The organism is Bacillus sp. FDAARGOS_1420 (genome assembly GCF_019344915.1).
In the GTDB taxonomy this organism is placed as follows: Bacteria; Bacillota; Bacilli; order Bacillales; family Bacillaceae_G; genus Bacillus_A; species Bacillus_A mycoides.
In genome coordinates, this window is record NZ_JAHWJB010000001.1 from 1,445,925 (window position 1) to 1,466,127 (window position 20,203).

Genomic DNA, 20,203 nt, shown 5'->3' on the forward strand with positions numbered 1-20,203 from the left:
ATACAAGTTGATGTTGTCACGCACTATGCACACGATTATGTTTTTTTTCTTTCCTAGCAGTAAGTAGTTGTGGTGTGAAAATACCGAGTAATATAACTACAATCCCAATCCACTGCATTGGCGATACAACTTCATGAACAAGTGTAATAGAAGCGATAATTGCTGTTGGTAATTCAGCTGCACCTAATATTGTACCAAGTCCCGTTCCGACTTTTGGTACACCAATTGAAAAACAAATGACAGGTATAATAACCCCGAACAGTCCAAGGAAGAAAGCATATTTCCATAGGCCTGCTTGTAAAGCGCCGTCCGTTAAAAAGGTAGGCGGGAAAAATAAGCATACAATAAGAGTAGCACTCGTTGTCATAAGAAAGCTTTTCGTATAAGGCGGAACATCTGTAGCAACGCGCCCGCTTACAAATACATAGAATGAGAAAGAGACGGCAGCTAATAGTCCGAAAATAATACCTTTCGTAGAAAAGTTTTGTCCAAGGCCTTCAAATACTCCACCAGCAAACAATGTACCAGTAAATAAAATAATAATAGATATAACTTTCTCACGGCTTGGGAATGTCCGGTTGGCAATTGCTTCGATGACTACACCAATCCAAGTGAACTGAAAGAGTAAAACGACAGCGATAGAGGCTGGCAATTCTTCTACGGAAATAGCATAGAAAATACCTGTCATACTCATTGTTGTACCGACTGTTAGTAACGAAAAGAATTGTTTTTTTGATACTTTATGACGTGAAAAGAACAGAACGAGTAAAAGGAGCCCAATCCATCCGAAGACATATTGCCCTCCTAGTAGTTGGTGTGCGGAAAATCCGTCGATGAATCCGAGTTTAAAAATAGTTGAAAGTACGCCGTAGCTACAAGCGCCGAATAAAACTAGTAATGAATACTTAAATTTCTCCATAAAAATCCTCCTTTTAAATAATAAAAAACGCCCGTTATCCTAATAAGGAAAACGGGCGAACGAAACAGAGTCAGAGACTCTACAAAATTCCGCCACTCATACGAAGTATGAGTTTGGGGTATGAAATTGTAGTAGTAATTTACATTGCTTTTGGGAATACAATGGAGCATTTTACACCTTGAGGTGTGTTCTGTATTCCATAAGGAAACTGATGTTTATCTAATATTTGTTTTACAATATATAACCCAAGACCACTACCTTGTACTAAGCCATGTTTGTCAGGATTTGCGCGATAGAATGGTTCAAATAAATGAGCAAGTTTATCTTCATCAATTTGAGAACCTGTATTTAATACTTCTAATGCGTAACCGTTTGGCTTTTCATAAAGTTTTATATATACATGCTGATGGTCAATTGTATAATGAATTGCATTTGAAATAATGTTAAAAATAGCAGTTTGCATAAATTTAGGATCAGCTAAAATTTGTGCATCTTGTTTAATGTTAGATTGAACATTTAATTGTTTTACAGATACAAAATAATCTACTTTCTTTATAACGTCCTCAATAATATTAGTTAATGAGATAATTTTTAAATTTGGTTTAAATTGAGGGTTTTGTATTTTGGATAATTCTGACACTTTTTCCGTTAATATGTTAATATCTTGCATCATCTCATATGAACGTTTTAAATATTTATTTCTATCTTTATAAGCGCCAATTCCGTGAATCATGCCATCGAGTTGTCCCATAACGGCTGCGATTGGTGTTTTTAATTCATGGGATATCATAGACATAAATTCTTTACGAGATTGTTCTAACTGTTGTTCCTTCTTGAGTTCATTTCTTAAATCTTGATTGCTTTCATGTAAATTTTTCACAATAGTAGGTACTTGTGAGGCAGCTACTTGCAAATTAAAATCTGTTTGATCTGTATTTTTGTTAAGTAGCTTTTTATCTGAGAAATCAAGATTCATAATATCTTTTAAAGCATCGCTCATATATCGGAAAGGTTTGGCGATTATTTTTGCGTAGATTAAAGATCCAAGCAGAGATAATGCTAGCATTGTCGCCCCAATATGTGGAGCTAACTGCTGCAACACATCTGTTAACTTTGGATTATCATGTGTATCATTTGCTTTACTTGCTGCATTTTGTGTATGTAAGGCATCATTGTTAGTAACTTGCTTTTCCGCTTCTGTAAGTGAAGACGTTGTGTTACTTTTCCCTGGAATATTTTGTGCATGTTCTTTTGCTTTTGCAGTTTGGCTAGGCTGCAAAAGATGATTGATGGCTGTAGAGAGTGCTTTCATGTCTATTTGAGAAGATTGAAAATTAGAGATGCTACTCTCTGACACAGCTTTATTTTGCTTTGTTTTACTTTGGTCGTTTTGTTTGTCTGATTCCGCTTGTTCCGCAGTTTGCGTTCCAGAAGCTTTCAAACGATCTTTATCGTAATTTGAGGCTAGAAAATAAATAATTTGATAAAGACAAAGTGATAACAGAATACAAAATAATAAGGTTTTGATGAATATATTTTTGGTGATGTTGTCTTTGCTACGATTCGATTTTGTAGCCAATGCCTTTCACCGTTTTAATATAGGGAATTTCTAATTTTTTTCGTAAGTTTTTAATATGTGTATCTATAACCCTCACATCACCATAATGTTCATAGCCCCATACCTTATTCAACAAATCACTTCTTGATAGTACTTTTCCCCGATTTTGCAGTAAAGTATATATAATTTCAAATTCTTTTGTAGTCAATTCAATTTGATTACCATGAACATAAGCGGCATATGCTGTAGAATTTAACATCAATTCATGGAATTGTAGTATAGTTGCAGCTTCTGCTTCCTTTGTTGCTGCCCTTCTTAATACAGCTTCTACACGTTTTATAAATACGGTGTAATGGAACGGTTTTGTAATATAGTCATCAATACCTAACTCAAATCCTTTAATTTCACTTTCTTCATTATGTAAGCCTGTTAACATAATGATTGGTACATCAGATTGTCCTCGCATAATTTTACAAATACTATAGCCATCTATATCTGGTAACATTACATCGAGGAGGACAAGATCGTATGAATTTTTTTGGAAAAGAAGAATGCCTTCTGTTCCAGCACCAACTACATCAACAGTAAAGTTTTGTGCCATTAGAAATTCACGAATAAGTTCTTGTATATCTGGGTTGTCTTCAATCACCAGTATATGCGTCATAGTAACACCTCCTAAATAACGCTTTTTACTGCAATATTCGAATTCATCATTTTTTGGATGACTCAGATTGTTTATACATATAATAAGCCCCGCTATAAAATAGTAATGAAAGTAGCAAGGGGGATTGTTTAGTGTCACTGAATAGTTCAGAATTACAGTAGTTCTATTATAGTATGTATTGTAAAATTTATAAAATATTATAACTGTATAATTTTAATATCCATGTTTATCAATGTTGCGATGATGTTGAATGCAATCTATTTTTATTATATATGTAAATACAGTTGTTTTGCTACTGTAAATGAATAAATAAAATAAGCCAAGACATAAAATTCTTGGCTACACATAAATCTTGTTCCTAGGCTAATTTACAGTGACAGTAGCTTGCTGCTGAACGCGCTCAAATAACCAGTGAATATCATTGTTAAACATACGAATACAACCAAGTGTTGTTGCTTTCCCGATTGCTTGATTATTGTTAGTTCCATGAATCGCATACGTTGTTCCATAAGTTCCTGCCATATTTAATCCGAGCCAGCGGTCCCCAAGTGGATTACGTGGATCGCCGCCTTTAATTTTTCCTGTATAGTAAGGACGGTTTTTAATTTTATTTACGATTTGAAAAGTACCCTTAGGTGTTGGTGTTGCTGCTTTTCCAGTAGCGACAGTGAAACTTTTTATGAATTTTCCATCTTGATAATAATCCATTTTATTTATTTTTGTGTTTACGATAAGCTGATCTTTCGTCGTAGCTGCTTCTGCAGTAGTGAATGGAAGAGTTAAAAATCCTAATGATAATAGCGCACTTAATAATAGTTTTTTCATTATATTCTCCTTTTACTTATTGTAGTAGTCTTACATACAATGAATTTGTAATCCTCGTAATGCTTGATTGACATTTTCATCTAATGTTTCAAAGAAGGTAGTAATCTTTGTATTACATTTGTTGTTTTTATCAATAAGTAATCTTTCATTTAATAAAAGCTCACCATGTAGTCCAAAACTTTGAACTTGAATATTTAGTTCATCTTCAGTTTCAGAAATAATCGGTAAGAAATAGTGAAAAGCTTTCGTTGGAATGATGTAGCTTTTGCCAATCATGCTTTCTTGATTTGAATTAACCCATTTTCTCGTGACGATCTTAATGTTCTTTTTTGAAACGATAAAAGACAGCGTTGTAGATTTTGTTAAACTTACGTCAAATTCATTTGTTTCACATATTTGTAAATTAAAAACGGTTTCATTTTGATGAGATTCAACATTCGTATTAATAAAATCGTGCATTTTATAAGCTTCCATTTCTTATTCACCCTTTTTTCAATTTCGAAAAGCGACTTATATTTATTCAGTTTAATGTTTAGTCATATATTAGCTAAATTTTTCAACAAATTCCGATATAATCTTACAATACGTATATGAAGCTAATATGAAGTTCATATGAGTTTGTGGTGGTTTTTTATAGAGAATAAAATAAGGTGGTTTTCGAGTGTTAAAAACTGGATGGAAAATGTATATTAATGGATTTCCTTCGCGTGATATATAGTTGTTAGCTTGTTTTTAAATGCTAATAGATATAAGTAAATAGAGAACAAAAAACTTTAGAATGAGCCTTACAAAAATGTAATAAAAATGTAAGCTATTGTGATAGTTATTTCGACAATTTTTTTATACAATAATAGTAACAAGTTGTACGTGAATGAAAGGGGAGATGACATGGAATGGGTTCATGAATTATTTCAGCAATATGGGTATTATGTAGTACTTGTAGGCCTGCTGTTAGAATATATTGCACTTCCGTTTCCGGGAGAGCCAACATTAGCATATGCGGGGTTTTTAGCACAGAAGGGTGATCTAAGTTTACCTATTTTAATTATCCTATCCTTTATTGGGACAAGTGTAGGAATGACGATTCAATACTTTTTAGGGAATAAGCTTGGTATGCCTTTTGTTCAAAAATACGGGAAGTACGTATTTTTAACACAAAGAAAAATTGATTTAACGAGAATGTGGTTCGATAAATACGGATATTTCCTTATCTTTATTGGCTTTTTCATTCCTGGTGTACGTCATTTTACAGGATACTTTGCAGGTATCATTAACTTACCGTTTCGCCGCTTTGCGATTACAATTTATTCAGGTGCTTTATTCTGGGTATCATTCTTCTTAATCGGTGGCTACTGGTTAGGTGGTAACTTACATGATATTTTCGGATTACTAGGAGATCATATCGGCAAAATCATTTTCGGAGCGATTGTCATTGTAGCAATTACGTTAAGCATTCGTTTCCGCAAGCAACTAAAACGAGTATTTTTACAAAACGCAAGTTAATATGGAATCCATTCTATGTCAGATTTTAGGGAGGCAGTGCAAAAGCACTGCCTTTTTTATTGTATTTTCCAGTTTGCTTTTATTTTTCCATCGATACCGTAACCGGTGGCTGGTATATAATACGTTCCCGTTCTATTAGGTGAAAGTTCATACGTATCGTCGCTTAGTTCGGAAAGGGGTTCATATTTATTAAATTCATTAGAAAAGCCAGTGCTATAACCTTGGTAGGTGCTATTTTCAGTAATAAGGAATTTTACGTTGACCTCAATTATGTAGTTCTTGAAGATTATTATATACGTTATGTCTAGTATAATATATATTCGTTTTTGACATGTATCTGCGTCAAAATGACAATTATAATTGACAAAGATAAGGATATTATTTACAATTTTAATTAAATAAATGAAAAAGAGGGAAGACATGAAGCTTCAAAATCGAGTGAGGGAATTTCGAGCAAAGCATCGTTTATCACAAGGGGATTTAGGGAAAGCGATTGGCTCATCACGGCAAACCATTAGTTTAATTGAGCGCGGAGATTATGCACCATCTATTGTGTTATCGCTAAAAATCGCACAAATTTTCAATGTACCAGTGGAGGAAATATTTACGTTAGTGGAGGGGGAAGAGGACGATGAAGATGAAGAGTAAACGAAAAAAACAATTTGATTTTGTGGGGAAAATAGCATTAAGTATGATGGGTGGCTTTTTAACATCTTATATAGCTTTAAATTTACTCTCGAATGAACCGAGAAAATTATCATCTAATACATTTATAGGTGTATGTACTATTTTTGGAATCTTAATGATGTACTACACTTGGAAGAATACACGTATGTTAGCGAAGGCACGCGATGAAGAAGAGAGCGTACAAGGCAGAAAATTAGGCATTATAAGTATATATTTACGTGTAGGTGATATAGTTACGCAGGCATGGTTTGTATATGCAGTTATTACATGTAGACGTGCACTGTTACAGGATACAAATGTGTCATTTGCAGTGTGGAATTTAGTAGCTTCTATTGTCTGTTTAACTATTGTAGTGGTTATCGGGCTCATAACAAAAAATCGTTATAATAAGCTATATCCTGAACAAGGTGTAACATATATGGAATCTATGAAAATGTGGACGAAAAACGCAGATGAAGGATTAAAGCACATTGTGCATGAGGCTGGATATAAAGCATATGAATTTACGAATACAATATTGGCATATGTATGGTGGGCTGCCGTTATATATACAGCAGCTAGTGATATCGATTTTGTATTAATTGGCTTAATCTCATTTATTTGGATATTGCATCTCGGAAAATTCATGTACGAAATGCAGAGAAAAATGATTTATTAAGGGGAGAAAAAGGTGGATATTTTAAGAAGGCCAGCTGGTTCCATGACGGCGGCGCTAGTTTTGTCCATTTTATACGGAGTAATCCGAACTGGGAAATTAGAAGTAATTTTGAACCTATGGGCAATAGTTGGAATTTCATTGTTAGTGTTAGCCATTCATGAGCTAGGACATGTAGCATTTGGTGTAATAGGTGGTTTGACATTTAAATTTATGACAGTAGGACCCATTACTGTGCAAAATGAGAAAGGAAAAATACGAATTCGAGAAAATAAATTATGGGAGTACTTTGGAGGCGTGGCGATGCTAGTGCCGCCTTCTATAGAGACATCGAACCTTTCAAAAAAATGGGCGTGGATGACTTTAGGTGGTCCGATTACAAGTGCACTATTCGGTATTACTTCAGGTTACATATACATGGTTAGTTATTATCAATATCTTTTATATTTTTCCGTTTTACACTTTACGATTTTTGCCGTTACAATAGTGCCGATAAAAGGAACATTCCTGAGCGATGGCATGCAATTTCTCATTTTAATTAAAGATGATGAAAGGGCTAGAGGGCATTTATATAATATTCAAGTATCGGGTGAATTATTAAGCTACAAACGGCCGAAAGATTGGGATGAGAGATTAGTAGAAATTAGTGAAGAAAAAATAAAAGAGGATAAAAGTATAAGAGAAATAATGAGCGGACTTATGCTCGTATTTTATGCCCGAGCTGATCAAGAGGGAATGGAAAAAGCGATAGTACATTTAGAGAAAATTGTGCAGTTACCTGTGACAAAAGAAAATAAATATTTTGTTGGTAGTTTTCATAGTTGGTATCTTTTATATAGAGTACTTTATCAGCAGGAAAATCTTTACTTGCAAGAAGCGAAGAATCATGCGAAGGCAATTACAATGCTGGACTTACATGGGTATTACCGTGCAAAAGGGGTTATCAAATATTTAGAGCAAGATATGGAAGCATGCCATATTTATATGAAGAAAGCGGATAAAGAATTGAAGAGCGCTGAGAAGAGTGAAATAGGATATTTACAATTGGATAGAGAGTGGTTCGAGCAGTTGAAGGAGAGGGTATCTTACGATGGGTGAGGTATCCTCTTTTCTATATGTAATCTTATGCCGTTCCATAAAAAGATCGGGGCGAGTAAAATGAGGTAAGAAGAGCAAAGTTTGGAGGAGTTATATATGGAAATTTTAGCGATTATTTTGCTAGTCTTACTCATTTATGTAATTTTTAAAGTGGCATATGTAGCAGTAAAAATACTCGCAGTCCTATTAATTATCTTTTTAATTGTAGAGTTCGGCAGTAAGCTGCTTGGGGGATAGGGTATGTTGTACGTTTTGGTTATCGAAGGATGTCGTTGAATCGATATAATGAAAAAATCGTTGATATATTCCGGTAAGTACCGGATGGGGTATATGGAAAAGAAGTTGCCGTGGAGGTAACTTCTTTTTATTTTGGTGATGGGGTATGAACAGGAAAGAACAGGAAACAAAAAAGCTGGAAGAGTATCTTCCAGCTTAAGAGTTACTTTCAATTTGTTGACCATTTTCTTCTTCGTGGTCTTGTAATAGGTTGAATACGTCTGCTAGGCAGAATGCGATAAACCAAGTCCATAGACCGTGGAAGAAAGCTGAGCTTAATTGAAGTGGTAATGTATAGTTTGTCATTGAGTAGGAAATACATCCACCAACGATTCCGATCATTGTTAATAACATTGTTTTTTGAGCACTTTCTTCTGGATTGAAGAGGAAGAAAATGTATCCGCCTAAAATTGAAGCGCTTACAAGGGTTTCGATTCCATTAAAAATGATATTCTCTCCAAGCTCTGTGTTTGTCCAGAAACAGATCACGCCGCCGACGATGGCAAATAGGACAGCTAGTGTGTATCGTATATATTGATTCATATGTTCATCTCCTTATGTAATAAGATGATTTGGAAGTCAAAAAGGTAGGTATAGTATATTGAAGTGAATTTTAGTTGTACGTATCTTTATAAAAAGATCAGTGAAGAATAACTAAGATGATCGGTTTTTTTTAAACCGTTACGTGTATGGTGTCTGAAATATACCCGACTGCTCGTTTCTTTTTGCTTATAAAAATAAGAGAAACTTCCAAGTCTATATACTCTTTTTTGTTAGTCTAGTTTTATTATAACACATTTAGTGATACAATAATAGAATTATCTGATTTTGTAATAAGTGTAAAAAATAAAAAGCGCAAGGAATTGTAGTTCCTTGCGCTTTTTTATATACGTTTGAAACGGCCGACAATTTCAACTGTTTCAGTAATGTTCATAAATGCTTTATTATCCACTTGGCGGATAATACGTTTCATTTCGCCCAACTCGTAGCGAGGTACGACAGTGTAAATCATTTTTTTCTTATGGTTTGTATAGCCGCCGACAGCATCTACCATTGTTACGCCACGTATGCCGTGATGTAATAGTGAGCTTTTTATTTCCTCACCTTTTTCTGTAATTGTCATTATCGTTAATTTAATATGTTTTGTATGCACGGCATCAATTACTTTGCTGACTACAAACCGACTAATTAACGTATAAAGCGTAATATCCCATCCGAAAATAAATCCTGCTGCAACAAGTAAGATTAAGTTGAATCCAAAGATGATTGCTCCAATTGAAACATCGCGATGTTTCGCTACAATCAATCCAACAACATCAAAACCACCTGTTGAAGAAGCAAATCGGAATATGATTCCTGAGGCAGCACCGCAGATGACACCACCGAATACAGAAGACAGTAAAATATCGTCTGAAACTTGGTGTACTGGGATAATGTTCATCGCTAAAGATGATACAGCCACAAAGTATGCCGTTAAAAAGGTTGTCTTCTTTCCTAAGTAAAAGTGACTTAAAATAAGAAGCGGAATGTTTAGTAAAAAGATAAGTGCTCCGATATTGTAGTGCATTAAATAACCGATAATCATCCCTACACCAGCGAACCCACCGCTAATCATATTATGCGGGATAAAAAACATATTCATAGAAATTGCATACAAAATAGAAGCTATAAAAATAACAACTAACTGTATGATGAATTCTAAATGAAATGTTTTAGCTGCTGGGAAGGATAAAAAGGCGGTGTCGGGAACGTAATCGGCGTCTCCTAGTTGACCCATAGTATGTTTCATCTCCATATTCATTTTTGATTACAAGAAGAGAATAAAGCTTTTTTCAAAAACTGGCAATAGTTTTATTATAATGCAAAAATTTTATAAATTTCTAAAAAATTAAACCTATTCAAAGATACGTGTGAATATACTAAAGAAAGCGGATACATTGGTTTTCTAGCATAATTTTTTGAGAAAATATGCAAAAAAAACTTTTGAGAACAAAAGGAAATAGAGAATGTTTGCTGAATATGCTAAAATGACTTTATTAAGGATGTGAAGCGATGGAATTTTTATTGCAGGATGCAATTCTATATATATCGTTTGTAACGACAGCACTTTGTGTATTAGAAGTCTTTTTTCTTGCTAACGTTTCTCGCTTTGTGCGTCAGCAAGCATCGAGCGGTAGACAGAGAGCTTTTAAACTAGTAGATACGTGTGAAGAGGGTACAAGAAATGTACCGCTATTTTCTATTTTTTATAAATATGGAATGATTCGTTCTGTCCGCAGACAAGAATCGAGTGGAGAGAGTGACGAGGTAGGTCCGTATACACCAATGTTTCGCTAATTAATTACGAAACATTGGAGGAATGAACATGTTAAAATCATACCGAGCTAGGCTCATTAGTTTATCATTATTACTTGTTTTTGTTTTATCTGGCTGCAGCAATGCAGGTACAATTGATTCACATAGTACGGGAATTTGGAACCATTATTTCGTATATCCAATCTCATTTATGATTCAATTTGTTGCTCATCATATACCTGGAGCTAGCTTCGGGATTGCCATCATTATCATGACGCTCGTTATTCGTTCAGCAATGATTCCATTAGCTGTTTCGCAATATCGTAGCCAAGCGAAAATGAAAAAAATGCAACCTGAATTACAGAAGCTGAAACAGAAATACGGTGATGTGGGTAAAGATCTTGAAAAACAAAAGCAGTATCAAAAAGAAATGTCAGAACTAATGAAATCAGGCGGTTGGAATCCGTTAGCTGGGTGCTGGCCAATCTTTATACAAATGCCGATTTTCTCTGCTTTGTATTATGCGATTAGCCGAACTGAAGAGATTCGTACATCTTCATTTTTATGGGTGAACCTAGGACATGCAGATCCATATCATATATTACCGATTATCGCAGCGTTAACAACATTTATTCAAATGAAGGTGTTCCAATCAAATGTAACGCCTGGAGAACAAGTTCAAATGCTGAAAATACAGCAAATTATGATGCCTGCAATGATTCTATTTATGGGATTTGCGGCGCCATCAGGACTGGTGCTGTATTGGATTACAGGTAACTTATTTACAATGACACAAACAATTGTATTAAGAAAAGTAATGGAACGTGAAGAATTACAATTACAAAAAGCTTAGAAAAACACCGCTCGTGATGAGCGGTGTTTTTTATTTAAATCGTTAAGGAAATTTTAAGAAACCAACATTACTATTGGCATTGTATACGAAAGTGTACATGCTTTAGAAATATGAAGGAGGAAATTTCCTATGAAGAAGAAAACAGTTGGATATTTAGCAATTGCAGGTGCTTTATCATTTGGAATTATAGGAGGAGCTGGTATACCAGCGTTTGCGGCAACTAATACTCCAGCAGCTGAGCAAGTTACAAAAGGAACTGCGAAGAAGAATTTAGATGAAGCAACAAAACAAAAAGTAAAAACGATTATGGATGATACAAAGAAACAGTTAGAGGGATTAGGTGTGAAATTCCCAGAGAAGGGTAAGCACAAGGAAATGTTTGCAGGACTAGATGATCAGGCGAAAGAAAAAGCAAAGTCGATTCTAGAGCAAGAAAAATCCGGGAAATTAACTCGCGAACAAGCAAATGAGGAATTAACAAAGCTAGGCGTGAAATTCCCAGAGAAAGGTAAGCACAAAGATATATTCGCGAATTTAGATGAGGCGACAAAAGAAAAAGCGAAGTCCATTTTTGAGCAAGGGAAGTCCGGAGCATTAACGCATGAGCAAGTGAAAGAGAAATTGAAAGAATTAGGCGTAACGCTTCCAGAGAAAGGGAAGCATGGTGACATATTCGCGGATTTAGATGAGGCGACAAAAGAAAAGGCGGAAGCAATTTTGAAGCAAGAAAAGTCTGGAACACTAACTCGTGAGCAAGCGAAAGCGAAGTTGAAAGAACTAGGTGTGAAATTCCCAGAGAAAGGGAAGCGCGGTGATATGTTCGCGAATCTAGATGAGGCGACAAAAGAAAAAGCGAAGTCCATTTTTGAGCAAGAAAAGTCCGGGAAATTAACTCGCGAGCAAGCGAAAGAAGAATTGACAAAACTAGGTGTGAATCTTCCAGAGAAAGGGAAGCATGAAGACATCTTTGCAAACTTAGATGAGGCGACAAAAGAAAAAGCGAAAGCGATTCTAGAAAAGGAAAAGAAACAATTAGCAGATTTAAATGTGGATCTTCCAAATCATAAATTTTTTATGAAAAATGAAGATAAATAATTGAACTATGTCGTATCTTTCGTGTGGGCAACCGAGGGATGTGATGCATGCGAGGACTGATTTCTGTAAGCAGAAATCGGTCCCTTTTAATGATTCAATAAAATTCTTTTCATTGTTAGTATGTATCCAAAGATGCAGTAGAAGATTGCAAAACCGATAAACACTTCAGTATATTGGTATTTACCTAATACGTAGAAGGAAGCAGCTGGTATAATAGCTACCGCTAAAATGCTATAACCAGGATACTTATATCGATACATGATAGCGAATATAAAAGAAAGAACCGTAGCGATGATACAAAAAATAGCAATCATTATTGGTGCACCTCCTATATAGATTGTACCATTTTTAGGGAATTAGAGAAGTGTCGTAACTTCTGTTATAATATAAGAAGAGAAACATTTCTTATGTTATATAAAAAAATATATTGATTTTTTCTAACAATTCAATATAATGAACAATAACTAAAAAATTCGACATCAAGAAGTGATGATGAGGATATGATCAGTTTTTTACGATTATCAGAGAGGGAGGCCTTTGGCTGTGAGCTTCCTAATACGGAAAAATCGATTACCACCTCTGAACTGCAGCAGTGAACGGATATCTAGTAATTGCATGCCGGCAAAAACCGTTATTTAGACTTGAGAAATTGGTGAAGTGTGTCACTTTACTAATTGAAACAAGGGTGGAACCACGAATACAACACTCGTCCCTTTTTTAGGGAGGAGTGTTTTTTTATTTCATTTTTGCATCACACTAGAATTGGAAGGAGGATACGCAGCATGCATCATGATGAGAAAAACAAAATTGGTTTAACAGTAGCACTTTCTATCGTAGTAGGAACTATTATTGGGTCTGGTGTGTTTATGAAACCAGGGAGCGTATTAGATTACTCAGGGAGTTCTAATATGGCTATTCTTGCTTGGGTAATTGGTGGTCTGTTGACGTTAGCAAGTGGTTTAACAGTAGCCGAAATTGGAGCGCAAATTCCGAAAAATGGTGGGTTGTATACGTATTTAGAGGAGATTTACGGAAGTTTTTGGGGGTATTTATCTGGCTGGATGCAAACAATTGTTTATGGACCAGCTATTATTGGAACGTTAGGTTTGTATTTTAGTTCTTTAATGATCAATTTTTTCTATTTAGATAAAGTCTGGAATTTACCAATCGCAATTGGAACAGTTGTGTTCCTAGGCGTTATAAATAGTTTGGGAACAAAATATGGGGGCATCGTCCAAACGGTTACGACAGTTGGGAAGATGATTCCAATTATATTAATTGTTGTGCTAGGGTTTTGGAAAGGGAATAGTGATATCTTCAACGTAGTTGTACCGATATCAGAAAATCAAAGTATCGGGATGGCAATTTTAGCAACTTTATTTGCCTATGATGGCTGGATTTTGCTTGCTTCTATTGGCGGAGAAATGAAGAATCCAACAAAGTTATTACCGAAGGCAATGACAGTTGGGATTTTAATTGTAACAGCTGCTTACGTATTAATTAACTTAGCGTTACTAAATGTATTACCAGCAGCGAAAATTGTAGCCCTTGGAGAAAACGCAACGGCGACAGCTGCGGGAATGTTACTTGGAGAATATGGCGGGAAAATTATTAGTATCGGTATTATCATTTCTATTTTCGGTTGTTTAAATGGAAAGATTTTAACATTCCCACGTATTCCGATGTCGATGGCAGAGCGTGGACACCTTCCGTTTTCTAAGTTTATTGCAAAAGAAAATTCGAGATTTAAAACACCAGCGAATGCGATTACTGTTGAAATCATATTAGGAATTATTTTAATGATTATTAGTGATCCGAATAAGCTATCCGAGATTTCCGTATTCATTATTTATATTTTCTATGTAATGACATTTATAGGTGTCTTCATCTTAAGAAAACGTAACAAGAATAAAGAGCGTGCATACAGTGTACCGTTATTCCCGATTGTACCAATCGTTGCGATTTTAGGATCGTTGTTTGTACTTGGAAGTGCAATTATTAACGATCCGGTAAGCTGCTTCTTATCAATTGGAATTGTATTTACTGGACTTCCGGTGTATTGGTACTTAAATAAGAAGAAAAAAACTGGAGTTTAATGTTTGAAGGGCAGGCGTATTATACGCCTGCCCTTTTATTGCGAAAAAATTATACTTGCGTCCACTTTTCTTTTAGGTTACTATAGCGGTAGTAACCTAAAAGAAAGTGTGGGGAAAGTCTTGGATTTTCGTGTGTATATTTTAGCTATCGCGGCTTTCGTAGTCGGAACGGTTGAGCTAATTATAGGAGGAACGCTTGATTTAGTTGCCGATGATTTAGGAGTATCGATTAGCGCAGCTGGTCAGCTTATAACCGTATATTCGGTAGTGTTTGCTTTGTCAGGTCCAGTTTTATTAGCATTAACAGGGAAGTTTGAAAGAAAAACATTATACATTGGGGCATTATCGATTTTCTTAATCGGAAATATCGTTTCGGCATTTAGTGTGAATTACGGAATGTTAATGTTCTCAAGGGTCATTTGTGCAGCGGGTGGATCGCTTATTATTGCACTATCGGTAACACTTGCTTCTAGTGTAGTAGAGCCGCATTTTCGTGCACGTGCGATTGGAATCATTTTCATGGGAATTAGTGGATCACTCGTACTTGGAGTACCGCTAGGTCTTGTGCTAGGAAATGCATATGGATGGCGTGCGCCATTTGTATTAATTTCGATATTAACTGTTATGGCGATTGCTTGTATTTCATTGTTCTTAACGAAAGTATCGGCGACATCGGTATTATCAATAAGAGAACAAATTGCTACGTTAAAAGATAAAAAAATAGTGAGTGCACAGTTGACATCATTTTTATTTTTAACAGGTCATTTAACACTGTATGCATACTTAACACCATTTTTAAAAGATGTTATGCATGTTGAAGCGAACTGGATTAGTGTGTTTTACTTCATTTTCGGAATTGCAGCGGTACTTGGAGGTGGCCTTGGAGGCTGGCTTGCTGATAAATGGGGATCAAAGAAAAGTATTATTTCCATCATTATCGTATTTGCATGTGCAATCTTTATGTTGCCAATGATGACATTTTCATTCCCGCTGTTCATCATTATGATGGGGCTTTGGAGTATGCTTAGCTGGGCGATTTCGCCAGCGCAGCAAAATTATTTAATTGAAATTGCGCCAGAATCAGCTGGTATTCAGCAAGGTTTAAATAACTCTGCACTTCATTTAGGAATTGCGCTCGGTTCAACAGTAGGCGGAGTTGTTATTGAGAAATCATCTGTTATATATAACGCTTGGGTAGGCGGCGGTTTTATTATATTGGCGCTGCTTTGTGCGATTTTCTCAATTACGAGAGGACGCTCGAATCAGTTTGCGAAAGAAGAATCTATCGTTTGATAGATTCTTTTTAATTTGTAAAAAATTGCAGGTTTTAGTAGGGAAATGGAGAAGGGAGTATATAGCGAGGTGATAGTATATGGAGTCTAATTTTTCAATTATTGGTTTTCTAATTTCTTTAGTCCCATTATTTCTTATTATTTTTGTATTTAGATGGATTCGTTTCATCTATCAAAATTCTGAGAAACAAGTAGAGCAAAATGGGAAGATTATTGAGCTTTTGAGGGAGATAAAGGAGCAAAAAAAATCGTAAAATGAACGTTCTGTATTTACAAATCAAAACCATCCGAAAAACCAACTACATAAAATTAAATTAGCGAAAGCGTAAAAAAGAGCTGTACCAAATGAGTATGTAAAACTCCGTTTGGTACAGCTTTTTTTGTATGAAAAATTATATTATCTATTCAAATGGTAGAATCGATTTTGGGATTTGTTAATACCTCAACTTCATCAACAATTCCTTAATTTCTTCATCCTGCATAAAGAGGTCATGGTGCTTCTCTGTAATCTTCGCAAGTGCAACGTCATGATAGAAGAACTCCGTAAAGAACTTCACGAAAGGTTGTGACATTGTTTTCATCGCTTGCCATGATTCTTGCTCTACACCAGCAAATAAAATTTCACGATCGTCAACGATGAGTAGTAAATAACGCTCTAATGCGTTAGGTTCTTGAGCTGGGATTAAAAAATGCATGTTTTCTAAGTCAGTTTCCATTTTTCCAACTATGAGGGACTCGACTTTGACGCCTTGTTTTGCTTTTTGTTCTAGTAAAGGAAGATATTCTAAAAGGGTATCGTTCCATGCGGAGATGCGTATGGATTCTTTCGCATCTTCTACAAGTTGCCTACTTTGTACTTTAATAGAAGACTGCATTTTTAAACTCCAAACGCGGTCATCTGTAAATGATTTTTTAGAAATATTATTTTCAAGTTCTTTAATATTAGATTGGAATTCTGTCGTTAACTTTTCAATTGCTAACTTGAGTGGTAATGCTGTATACAATTTTTTCTTTTCAGAAACAGAATCCATTACCATCCCTTTATCAATGAGTCGTGCTAACACTTCGTATATTTTTGCTTTTGGAACACCTGAATGTTTCACGATAGTTGTTGCATCTAATGGTTCATTGCTTGATACGACAACTTCATAAGCTTGGCTTTCATATTGTGAGAAACCGAATTTTTGTAGCATAGTTCCCTCCGAACGAATGAGATTATATAGTTTAAGGATAATGAACTATTTGTTTTTACACAAGTGTTGAGATAACAAGTAAGTTGATTGAAATGAGAATAAATTTCAATTTTTTAAACTATATGGATTGAGCTTTCCGATTTATCTATTATACTTAATATAGTGATTAATGCGATTGAATTTTACCGAGAAGGGGATGCTTGAGGGAATATGTTGAGAAGTTTACGTTTAAAAATTGCAGTAGTATTTTCGGTACTTATTTCTATGATGTTTGTAATATTAGGTACAGCTGTGTATCAATTGCAAAAAGAGAAAGAAACGCACTCCTTAGACCAGTATTCTGAAAATACGATGGATCTTGTGTCAGAGCAGTTAACTGCATTTATACAGCGAATTGAAGAAGATATGGGTCATTATGGATCTCATGATGATATTCAAAACATGCTACAAGATGGGGTTACTCCAGAAGAGGAGAGTTTTATTTTAAAGGAATTTTCAAGGTTTAAAAAGAATCATCCTGATATTTTAGATGTCTACATTGGGACGAAAGATAAAAAAACGTTGAGTGCAAATCTTGCAGATGGTGGGACAGTTCCAGAAGGATATGATCCGACGAGTCGCCCTTGGTATAAAGCGTCAGAAGCAGATACAGAATCGACTATTTGGGGAGAGCCACAATATGAAATCGCGACGGGTAAGTTAAGTATTGGAGTTTCAAAAGCCATTGTCGGACAAGATGGTTCTGTGTTAGGTGTTGTAGCAATGGATGTATCACTAGGAACGATTCAAAAGCTACTCCATAATATTCAATATAATAATGGCGGAGAAATGTTTGTTATAAATGATAAAAATATTGCCATTGTGTACCCGGAGAAAGTAGGAAAAGATGTTTCGAAAGAACCACTTGTTAAAAGTTTAAATAAAGATGAAACGAAATTTGCGGCGGCGACATTAGGTGGAAAAGATGTAGTAGCCTATAGTCAATTGTTTGATAAGATGAAATGGAAAATTGGGATTGTATATCCGAAAGAGTCAATTGATAACTTACTCGTAGAAACAAGAAATACAGTTATTATAATGGCATGTATAAGTTTATTAATTGGAATATTAGCTTCATATTTATTCTCAAGAAGATTAGCAAGACCATTACAACTATTAACAAATCACGTTCAAAAAGTAGCGGAAGGTGATTTAACGCTACAAATGAAGGTGACCAGTAAAGATGAGGTTGGTATGCTTACGACTCACTTTAATCATATGGTTGAGCAAATGAATGAAATGGTAAGTAAAATTAAAAATAGTGTATCGACAGTACAGAAATCGACTCACAATCTGCATTATTTAACGAATGAAACTGTAGCAGCTAGTAGAGAAGTTTCAGGTGCAATGGATGATGTGAGCGGAGGCGCGTCTACGCTTGCTAATAGTGTAGAGGAGGTTTCAGCGCAACTTGAAAATATGGCGCAGTCGATGGAAGAAATGAATAGTTCCGTTGGTGAAATAAAGGGAGTGACTGGTAAGGCGGAAGAAGCATCTAAGCAGGGACTCAATACGATGCGAAATTTAGTTCGTACAAGAGAACAATCATCTTCTATCGTTGTTCATACGGAAGAAGCGTCCGGTAAGTTAGAGCAAAGGGTTGGATCGATTCAAAATGTGGTAGAACTTATAAAAGGTCTTTCGGATCAAACGAATTTACTGGCTTTAAACGCTTCAATTGAAGCAGCACGTGCAGGTGAGCAAGGTAAGGGCTTTGCTGTTGTTGCGGAAGAGGTTCGGAAATTAGCTGAACAATCAAAAGAGGCAACGGGTGAGATTACAATAATGATTAGCGATGTACAGTTAGAAGTAAAACGAGTTGTGGAAGTTGTAAGTAAATTGAAAGACATTGCGGATATACAAAATAAAGTTACGACAGAGGCGGAGACAGAATTCCGCACAATTATGTCAGTTGTAAATACTATTAGTACCTCAGTTGAAAAAATTGTAGAAGAGGTAAATAACATAGGTCACAAGCAAGAAGAAATTACAGAAGTTATGCAAACAATTGGTAGCACGAGTCAAGAGAGTGCGGCTGTTTCTGAAGAGGTAAATGCAGCAACTGAGTCACAAGTGAATCATTTAGAAAAAGTAGCTCATACGATGGAAAGTTTGACAGAGAATATGCAGGACTTAGAAAGATTGGTTGAGCAGTTTAAAGTAGAAGAGTAACGTATTAGTAAAATGATGAGAATTTCGGTAAAATAGACAATGGATATATAAGAAGCAGTAATAGGAGGAAGATTATTATGGCAATTGTTGATGTATCGATTATTCCAGTAGGAACAGGTAATCCAAGTGTTAGTGAATATGTAGCAGAAGTACAAAAGGTACTAGAGAAAAATGCTGATCGCGTGAAGTATCAATTAACACCGATGAATACAGTAATTGAAGGAGATCTTCCTGTCATTTTAGAAGTCATTCAACAAATGCATGAAGTTCCATACACGAAAGGTGCACAGCGCGTTGCGACAACAATTCGTATCGATGATCGCCGTGATAAAGTAAGTACGATGGAGAAGAAATTAAACTCTGTTCAATCAAAATTATAAGAAAAAGCAGCGATCTTCGCTGCTTTTTTCATATAGGAGGAAAACAAGATGAGTGAAAAGTTTAATGAGCAGTTTGATGGTTTGCTAGAGAAATACACGGAACTATTACTTGGAGAGAGCAACGAAGAGCGAAAAGAGCAGGTACAGAAATGGGCACTTTATTCTTATATGGCTAAGACGATGCCAGCTTTAGTGAAACATTGGAATGAGACGTATCCAGATGCAAAAGAAGAGATGGTACAGTTAATTACGAATATTAAAAAGCTGAATGATGAGAAGCGAAATGAGAAGTAAGAAGGCTTGAGATAATGTTACCTCAAGTTTTTGTTATTAATATCCTTATATAATTTACATGAAATATAAATGGTTTTGTGAGCATGTCGAATATTTTCGGCATGCTCATTTTTTCCCTAGTAAACCCGTTTTTTCTGAATGTCGAAAAATATTTTCTTCATATTTATAAACGAGGATATAGGGTTTTAAATGTTTTGATAGTATTTTATAAATTATCTAAATAATTATTTGTATCAAATAATTTTAAACAATGATATAATTTCGAAGAGGGGTAAAAAACAGATAAATTATAGTCATAGGGGTGAATTA

At 35.2% G+C, this 20,203-nt stretch carries 21 protein-coding genes, 2 pseudogenes and 1 other annotated feature; of the genes and pseudogenes, 14 read left to right on the plus strand and 9 right to left on the minus strand.

Going from position 1 to position 20,203, the window contains the following annotated elements; genetic code table 11:
• Positions 1 to 16 precede the first annotated feature (16 nt).
• From I6L50_RS07540 to I6L50_RS07560, 5 genes are all read right to left on the minus strand, one after another.
• The gene (locus I6L50_RS07540) at positions 17 to 919 is read right to left on the minus strand and encodes an EamA family transporter (protein WP_002015976.1); all 903 of its coding nucleotides are present in this window, start codon (positions 917 to 919) and stop codon (positions 17 to 19) included.
• Positions 920 to 1,058: 139 nt separating this feature from the next.
• The gene (locus I6L50_RS07545; RefSeq protein WP_219301017.1) at positions 1,059 to 2,498 is read right to left on the minus strand and encodes a sensor histidine kinase; all 1,440 of its coding nucleotides are present in this window, start codon (positions 2,496 to 2,498) and stop codon (positions 1,059 to 1,061) included.
• On the minus strand, positions 2,476 to 3,141 hold the full coding sequence (locus I6L50_RS07550; protein WP_000148832.1) for a response regulator transcription factor: 666 nt from the start codon (positions 3,139 to 3,141) through the stop codon (positions 2,476 to 2,478). Before I6L50_RS07550 ends, I6L50_RS07545 begins: the two co-directional genes overlap by 23 nt.
• Before the next feature lie 363 nt (positions 3,142 to 3,504).
• Positions 3,505 to 3,966 carry a L,D-transpeptidase gene (locus I6L50_RS07555; RefSeq protein ID WP_002015973.1) on the minus strand — a complete coding sequence of 154 codons (462 nt, stop codon included), beginning with the start codon at positions 3,964 to 3,966 and terminating at the stop codon, positions 3,505 to 3,507.
• Between the two features lie 30 nt (positions 3,967 to 3,996).
• Entirely contained in the window at positions 3,997 to 4,440 is a 444-nt protein-coding gene (locus tag I6L50_RS07560) for a DUF3978 family protein (protein ID WP_219301018.1), read from the minus strand.
• 414 nt (positions 4,441 to 4,854) lie between these two features.
• On the opposite strand from I6L50_RS07560, the gene I6L50_RS07565 reads away from it, so the two are divergent.
• The 5 genes from I6L50_RS07565 to I6L50_RS07585 all read left to right on the plus strand — a co-directional run bounded on the left by I6L50_RS07565 (position 4,855) and on the right by I6L50_RS07585 (position 8,146).
• Entirely contained in the window at positions 4,855 to 5,469 is a 615-nt protein-coding gene (locus tag I6L50_RS07565; RefSeq protein ID WP_002143668.1) for a DedA family protein, read from the plus strand.
• Positions 5,470 to 5,889: 420 nt separating this feature from the next.
• Positions 5,890 to 6,117: a helix-turn-helix transcriptional regulator gene (locus tag I6L50_RS07570; RefSeq protein ID WP_219301019.1), complete on the plus strand. Its 228-nt coding sequence runs from the start codon at positions 5,890 to 5,892 to the stop codon at positions 6,115 to 6,117.
• Positions 6,107 to 6,814, plus strand: coding sequence for a DUF3169 family protein (locus I6L50_RS07575; RefSeq protein WP_043314342.1), 708 nt, complete (start codon positions 6,107 to 6,109; stop codon positions 6,812 to 6,814). Before I6L50_RS07570 ends, I6L50_RS07575 begins: the two co-directional genes overlap by 11 nt.
• A gap of 42 nt (positions 6,815 to 6,856) precedes the next feature.
• Positions 6,857 to 7,909 (plus strand): zinc metalloprotease, encoded by a 1,053-nt coding sequence (locus tag I6L50_RS07580; RefSeq protein WP_219301297.1) that lies wholly within the window; start codon positions 6,857 to 6,859, stop codon positions 7,907 to 7,909.
• A 96-nt stretch (positions 7,910 to 8,005) separates the two neighbouring features.
• The gene (locus I6L50_RS07585) at positions 8,006 to 8,146 is read left to right on the plus strand and encodes a DUF3985 family protein (protein WP_002034639.1); all 141 of its coding nucleotides are present in this window, start codon (positions 8,006 to 8,008) and stop codon (positions 8,144 to 8,146) included.
• Positions 8,147 to 8,341: 195 nt separating this feature from the next.
• Here I6L50_RS07585 and I6L50_RS07590 read toward each other — a convergent pair whose 3' ends face one another.
• Together I6L50_RS07590 and I6L50_RS07595 are read right to left on the minus strand one after the other, a co-directional pair.
• A complete protein-coding gene (locus I6L50_RS07590) occupies positions 8,342 to 8,728 on the minus strand; it encodes a DUF3938 domain-containing protein (RefSeq protein ID WP_219301020.1) in 387 nt (128 codons plus the stop codon).
• Between the two features lie 340 nt (positions 8,729 to 9,068).
• Positions 9,069 to 9,962: a YitT family protein gene (locus tag I6L50_RS07595; RefSeq protein WP_219301021.1), complete on the minus strand. Its 894-nt coding sequence runs from the start codon at positions 9,960 to 9,962 to the stop codon at positions 9,069 to 9,071.
• 275 nt (positions 9,963 to 10,237) lie between these two features.
• Here I6L50_RS07595 and I6L50_RS07600 point away from each other — a divergent pair, with 275 nt between their 5' ends.
• From I6L50_RS07600 to I6L50_RS07610, 3 genes are all read left to right on the plus strand, one after another.
• Positions 10,238 to 10,522 (plus strand): hypothetical protein, encoded by a 285-nt coding sequence (locus I6L50_RS07600; RefSeq protein WP_002015967.1) that lies wholly within the window; start codon positions 10,238 to 10,240, stop codon positions 10,520 to 10,522.
• A 28-nt stretch (positions 10,523 to 10,550) separates the two neighbouring features.
• Entirely contained in the window at positions 10,551 to 11,333 is a 783-nt protein-coding gene (gene yidC, locus I6L50_RS07605; RefSeq protein WP_002015966.1) for a membrane protein insertase YidC, read from the plus strand.
• Positions 11,334 to 11,462: 129 nt separating this feature from the next.
• Complete coding sequence (locus I6L50_RS07610) at positions 11,463 to 12,428, plus strand: hypothetical protein (protein ID WP_219301022.1); 966 nt, start codon at positions 11,463 to 11,465, stop codon at positions 12,426 to 12,428.
• An 86-nt stretch (positions 12,429 to 12,514) separates the two neighbouring features.
• Here the strand turns inward: I6L50_RS07610 and I6L50_RS07615 are convergent, their stop codons facing one another.
• Positions 12,515 to 12,742 carry a hypothetical protein gene (locus tag I6L50_RS07615; protein ID WP_219301023.1) on the minus strand — a complete coding sequence of 76 codons (228 nt, stop codon included), beginning with the start codon at positions 12,740 to 12,742 and terminating at the stop codon, positions 12,515 to 12,517.
• A gap of 166 nt (positions 12,743 to 12,908) precedes the next feature.
• Positions 12,909 to 13,145 (plus strand) — a binding site (T-box leader).
• A 65-nt stretch (positions 13,146 to 13,210) separates the two neighbouring features.
• Here I6L50_RS07615 and I6L50_RS07620 point away from each other — a divergent pair.
• On the plus strand, positions 13,211 to 14,524 hold the full coding sequence (locus I6L50_RS07620) for an APC family permease (RefSeq protein WP_219301024.1): 1,314 nt from the start codon (positions 13,211 to 13,213) through the stop codon (positions 14,522 to 14,524).
• Positions 14,524 to 15,817: pseudogene (locus I6L50_RS07625) on the plus strand (MFS transporter). Before I6L50_RS07620 ends, I6L50_RS07625 begins: the two are co-directional and overlap by 1 nt.
• A gap of 433 nt (positions 15,818 to 16,250) precedes the next feature.
• Here the strand turns inward: I6L50_RS07625 and I6L50_RS07630 are convergent.
• A complete protein-coding gene (locus I6L50_RS07630; RefSeq protein WP_219301025.1) occupies positions 16,251 to 17,009 on the minus strand; it encodes a TrmB family transcriptional regulator in 759 nt (252 codons plus the stop codon).
• Between the two features lie 267 nt (positions 17,010 to 17,276).
• On the opposite strand from I6L50_RS07630, the pseudogene I6L50_RS35815 reads away from it, so the two are divergent.
• The 4 genes and pseudogenes from I6L50_RS35815 to I6L50_RS07645 form a co-directional block, all read left to right on the plus strand.
• Positions 17,277 to 18,272, plus strand: a pseudogene (locus I6L50_RS35815) (cache domain-containing protein); the annotation flags it as partial.
• Between the two features lie 123 nt (positions 18,273 to 18,395).
• Entirely contained in the window at positions 18,396 to 19,220 is an 825-nt protein-coding gene (locus tag I6L50_RS35820) for a methyl-accepting chemotaxis protein (RefSeq protein ID WP_374108366.1), read from the plus strand.
• A gap of 77 nt (positions 19,221 to 19,297) precedes the next feature.
• A complete protein-coding gene (locus I6L50_RS07640) occupies positions 19,298 to 19,600 on the plus strand; it encodes an MTH1187 family thiamine-binding protein (RefSeq protein WP_002089423.1) in 303 nt (100 codons plus the stop codon).
• A 48-nt stretch (positions 19,601 to 19,648) separates the two neighbouring features.
• The gene (locus I6L50_RS07645; RefSeq protein WP_001290599.1) at positions 19,649 to 19,894 is read left to right on the plus strand and encodes a YusU family protein; all 246 of its coding nucleotides are present in this window, start codon (positions 19,649 to 19,651) and stop codon (positions 19,892 to 19,894) included.
• The last annotated feature ends 309 nt before the right edge of the window (positions 19,895 to 20,203 follow it).

What these genes read in the sequence shown, in the direction of transcription:
- I6L50_RS07645 (WP_001290599.1), top strand. Translation starts at nt 19,649, where the DNA reads ATGAGTGAAAAGTTTAATGAGCAGTTTGATGGTTTGCTAGAGAAATAC.
- I6L50_RS07565 (WP_002143668.1), top strand. Translation starts at nt 4,855, where the DNA reads ATGGAATGGGTTCATGAATTATTTCAGCAATATGGGTATTATGTAGTA.
- I6L50_RS07555 (WP_002015973.1), bottom strand. Translation starts at nt 3,966, where the DNA reads ATGAAAAAACTATTATTAAGTGCGCTATTATCATTAGGATTTTTAACT.
- I6L50_RS07620 (WP_219301024.1), top strand. Translation starts at nt 13,211, where the DNA reads ATGCATCATGATGAGAAAAACAAAATTGGTTTAACAGTAGCACTTTCT.
- I6L50_RS07610 (WP_219301022.1), top strand. Translation starts at nt 11,463, where the DNA reads ATGAAGAAGAAAACAGTTGGATATTTAGCAATTGCAGGTGCTTTATCA.
- I6L50_RS07550 (WP_000148832.1), bottom strand. Translation starts at nt 3,141, where the DNA reads ATGACGCATATACTGGTGATTGAAGACAACCCAGATATACAAGAACTT.
- I6L50_RS07580 (WP_219301297.1), top strand. Translation starts at nt 6,857, where the DNA reads ATGACGGCGGCGCTAGTTTTGTCCATTTTATACGGAGTAATCCGAACT.
- I6L50_RS07560 (WP_219301018.1), bottom strand. Translation starts at nt 4,440, where the DNA reads ATGGAAGCTTATAAAATGCACGATTTTATTAATACGAATGTTGAATCT.
- I6L50_RS07540 (WP_002015976.1), bottom strand. Translation starts at nt 919, where the DNA reads ATGGAGAAATTTAAGTATTCATTACTAGTTTTATTCGGCGCTTGTAGC.
- I6L50_RS07590 (WP_219301020.1), bottom strand. Translation starts at nt 8,728, where the DNA reads ATGAATCAATATATACGATACACACTAGCTGTCCTATTTGCCATCGTC.
- I6L50_RS07575 (WP_043314342.1), top strand. Translation starts at nt 6,107, where the DNA reads ATGAAGAGTAAACGAAAAAAACAATTTGATTTTGTGGGGAAAATAGCA.
- I6L50_RS07615 (WP_219301023.1), bottom strand. Translation starts at nt 12,742, where the DNA reads ATGATTGCTATTTTTTGTATCATCGCTACGGTTCTTTCTTTTATATTC.
- I6L50_RS07600 (WP_002015967.1), top strand. Translation starts at nt 10,238, where the DNA reads ATGGAATTTTTATTGCAGGATGCAATTCTATATATATCGTTTGTAACG.
- I6L50_RS07585 (WP_002034639.1), top strand. Translation starts at nt 8,006, where the DNA reads ATGGAAATTTTAGCGATTATTTTGCTAGTCTTACTCATTTATGTAATT.
- I6L50_RS07640 (WP_002089423.1), top strand. Translation starts at nt 19,298, where the DNA reads ATGGCAATTGTTGATGTATCGATTATTCCAGTAGGAACAGGTAATCCA.
- I6L50_RS07570 (WP_219301019.1), top strand. Translation starts at nt 5,890, where the DNA reads ATGAAGCTTCAAAATCGAGTGAGGGAATTTCGAGCAAAGCATCGTTTA.
- I6L50_RS35820 (WP_374108366.1), top strand. Translation starts at nt 18,396, where the DNA reads ATGGATGATGTGAGCGGAGGCGCGTCTACGCTTGCTAATAGTGTAGAG.
- I6L50_RS07630 (WP_219301025.1), bottom strand. Translation starts at nt 17,009, where the DNA reads ATGCTACAAAAATTCGGTTTCTCACAATATGAAAGCCAAGCTTATGAA.
- I6L50_RS07595 (WP_219301021.1), bottom strand. Translation starts at nt 9,962, where the DNA reads ATGGGTCAACTAGGAGACGCCGATTACGTTCCCGACACCGCCTTTTTA.
- yidC (WP_002015966.1), top strand. Translation starts at nt 10,551, where the DNA reads ATGTTAAAATCATACCGAGCTAGGCTCATTAGTTTATCATTATTACTT.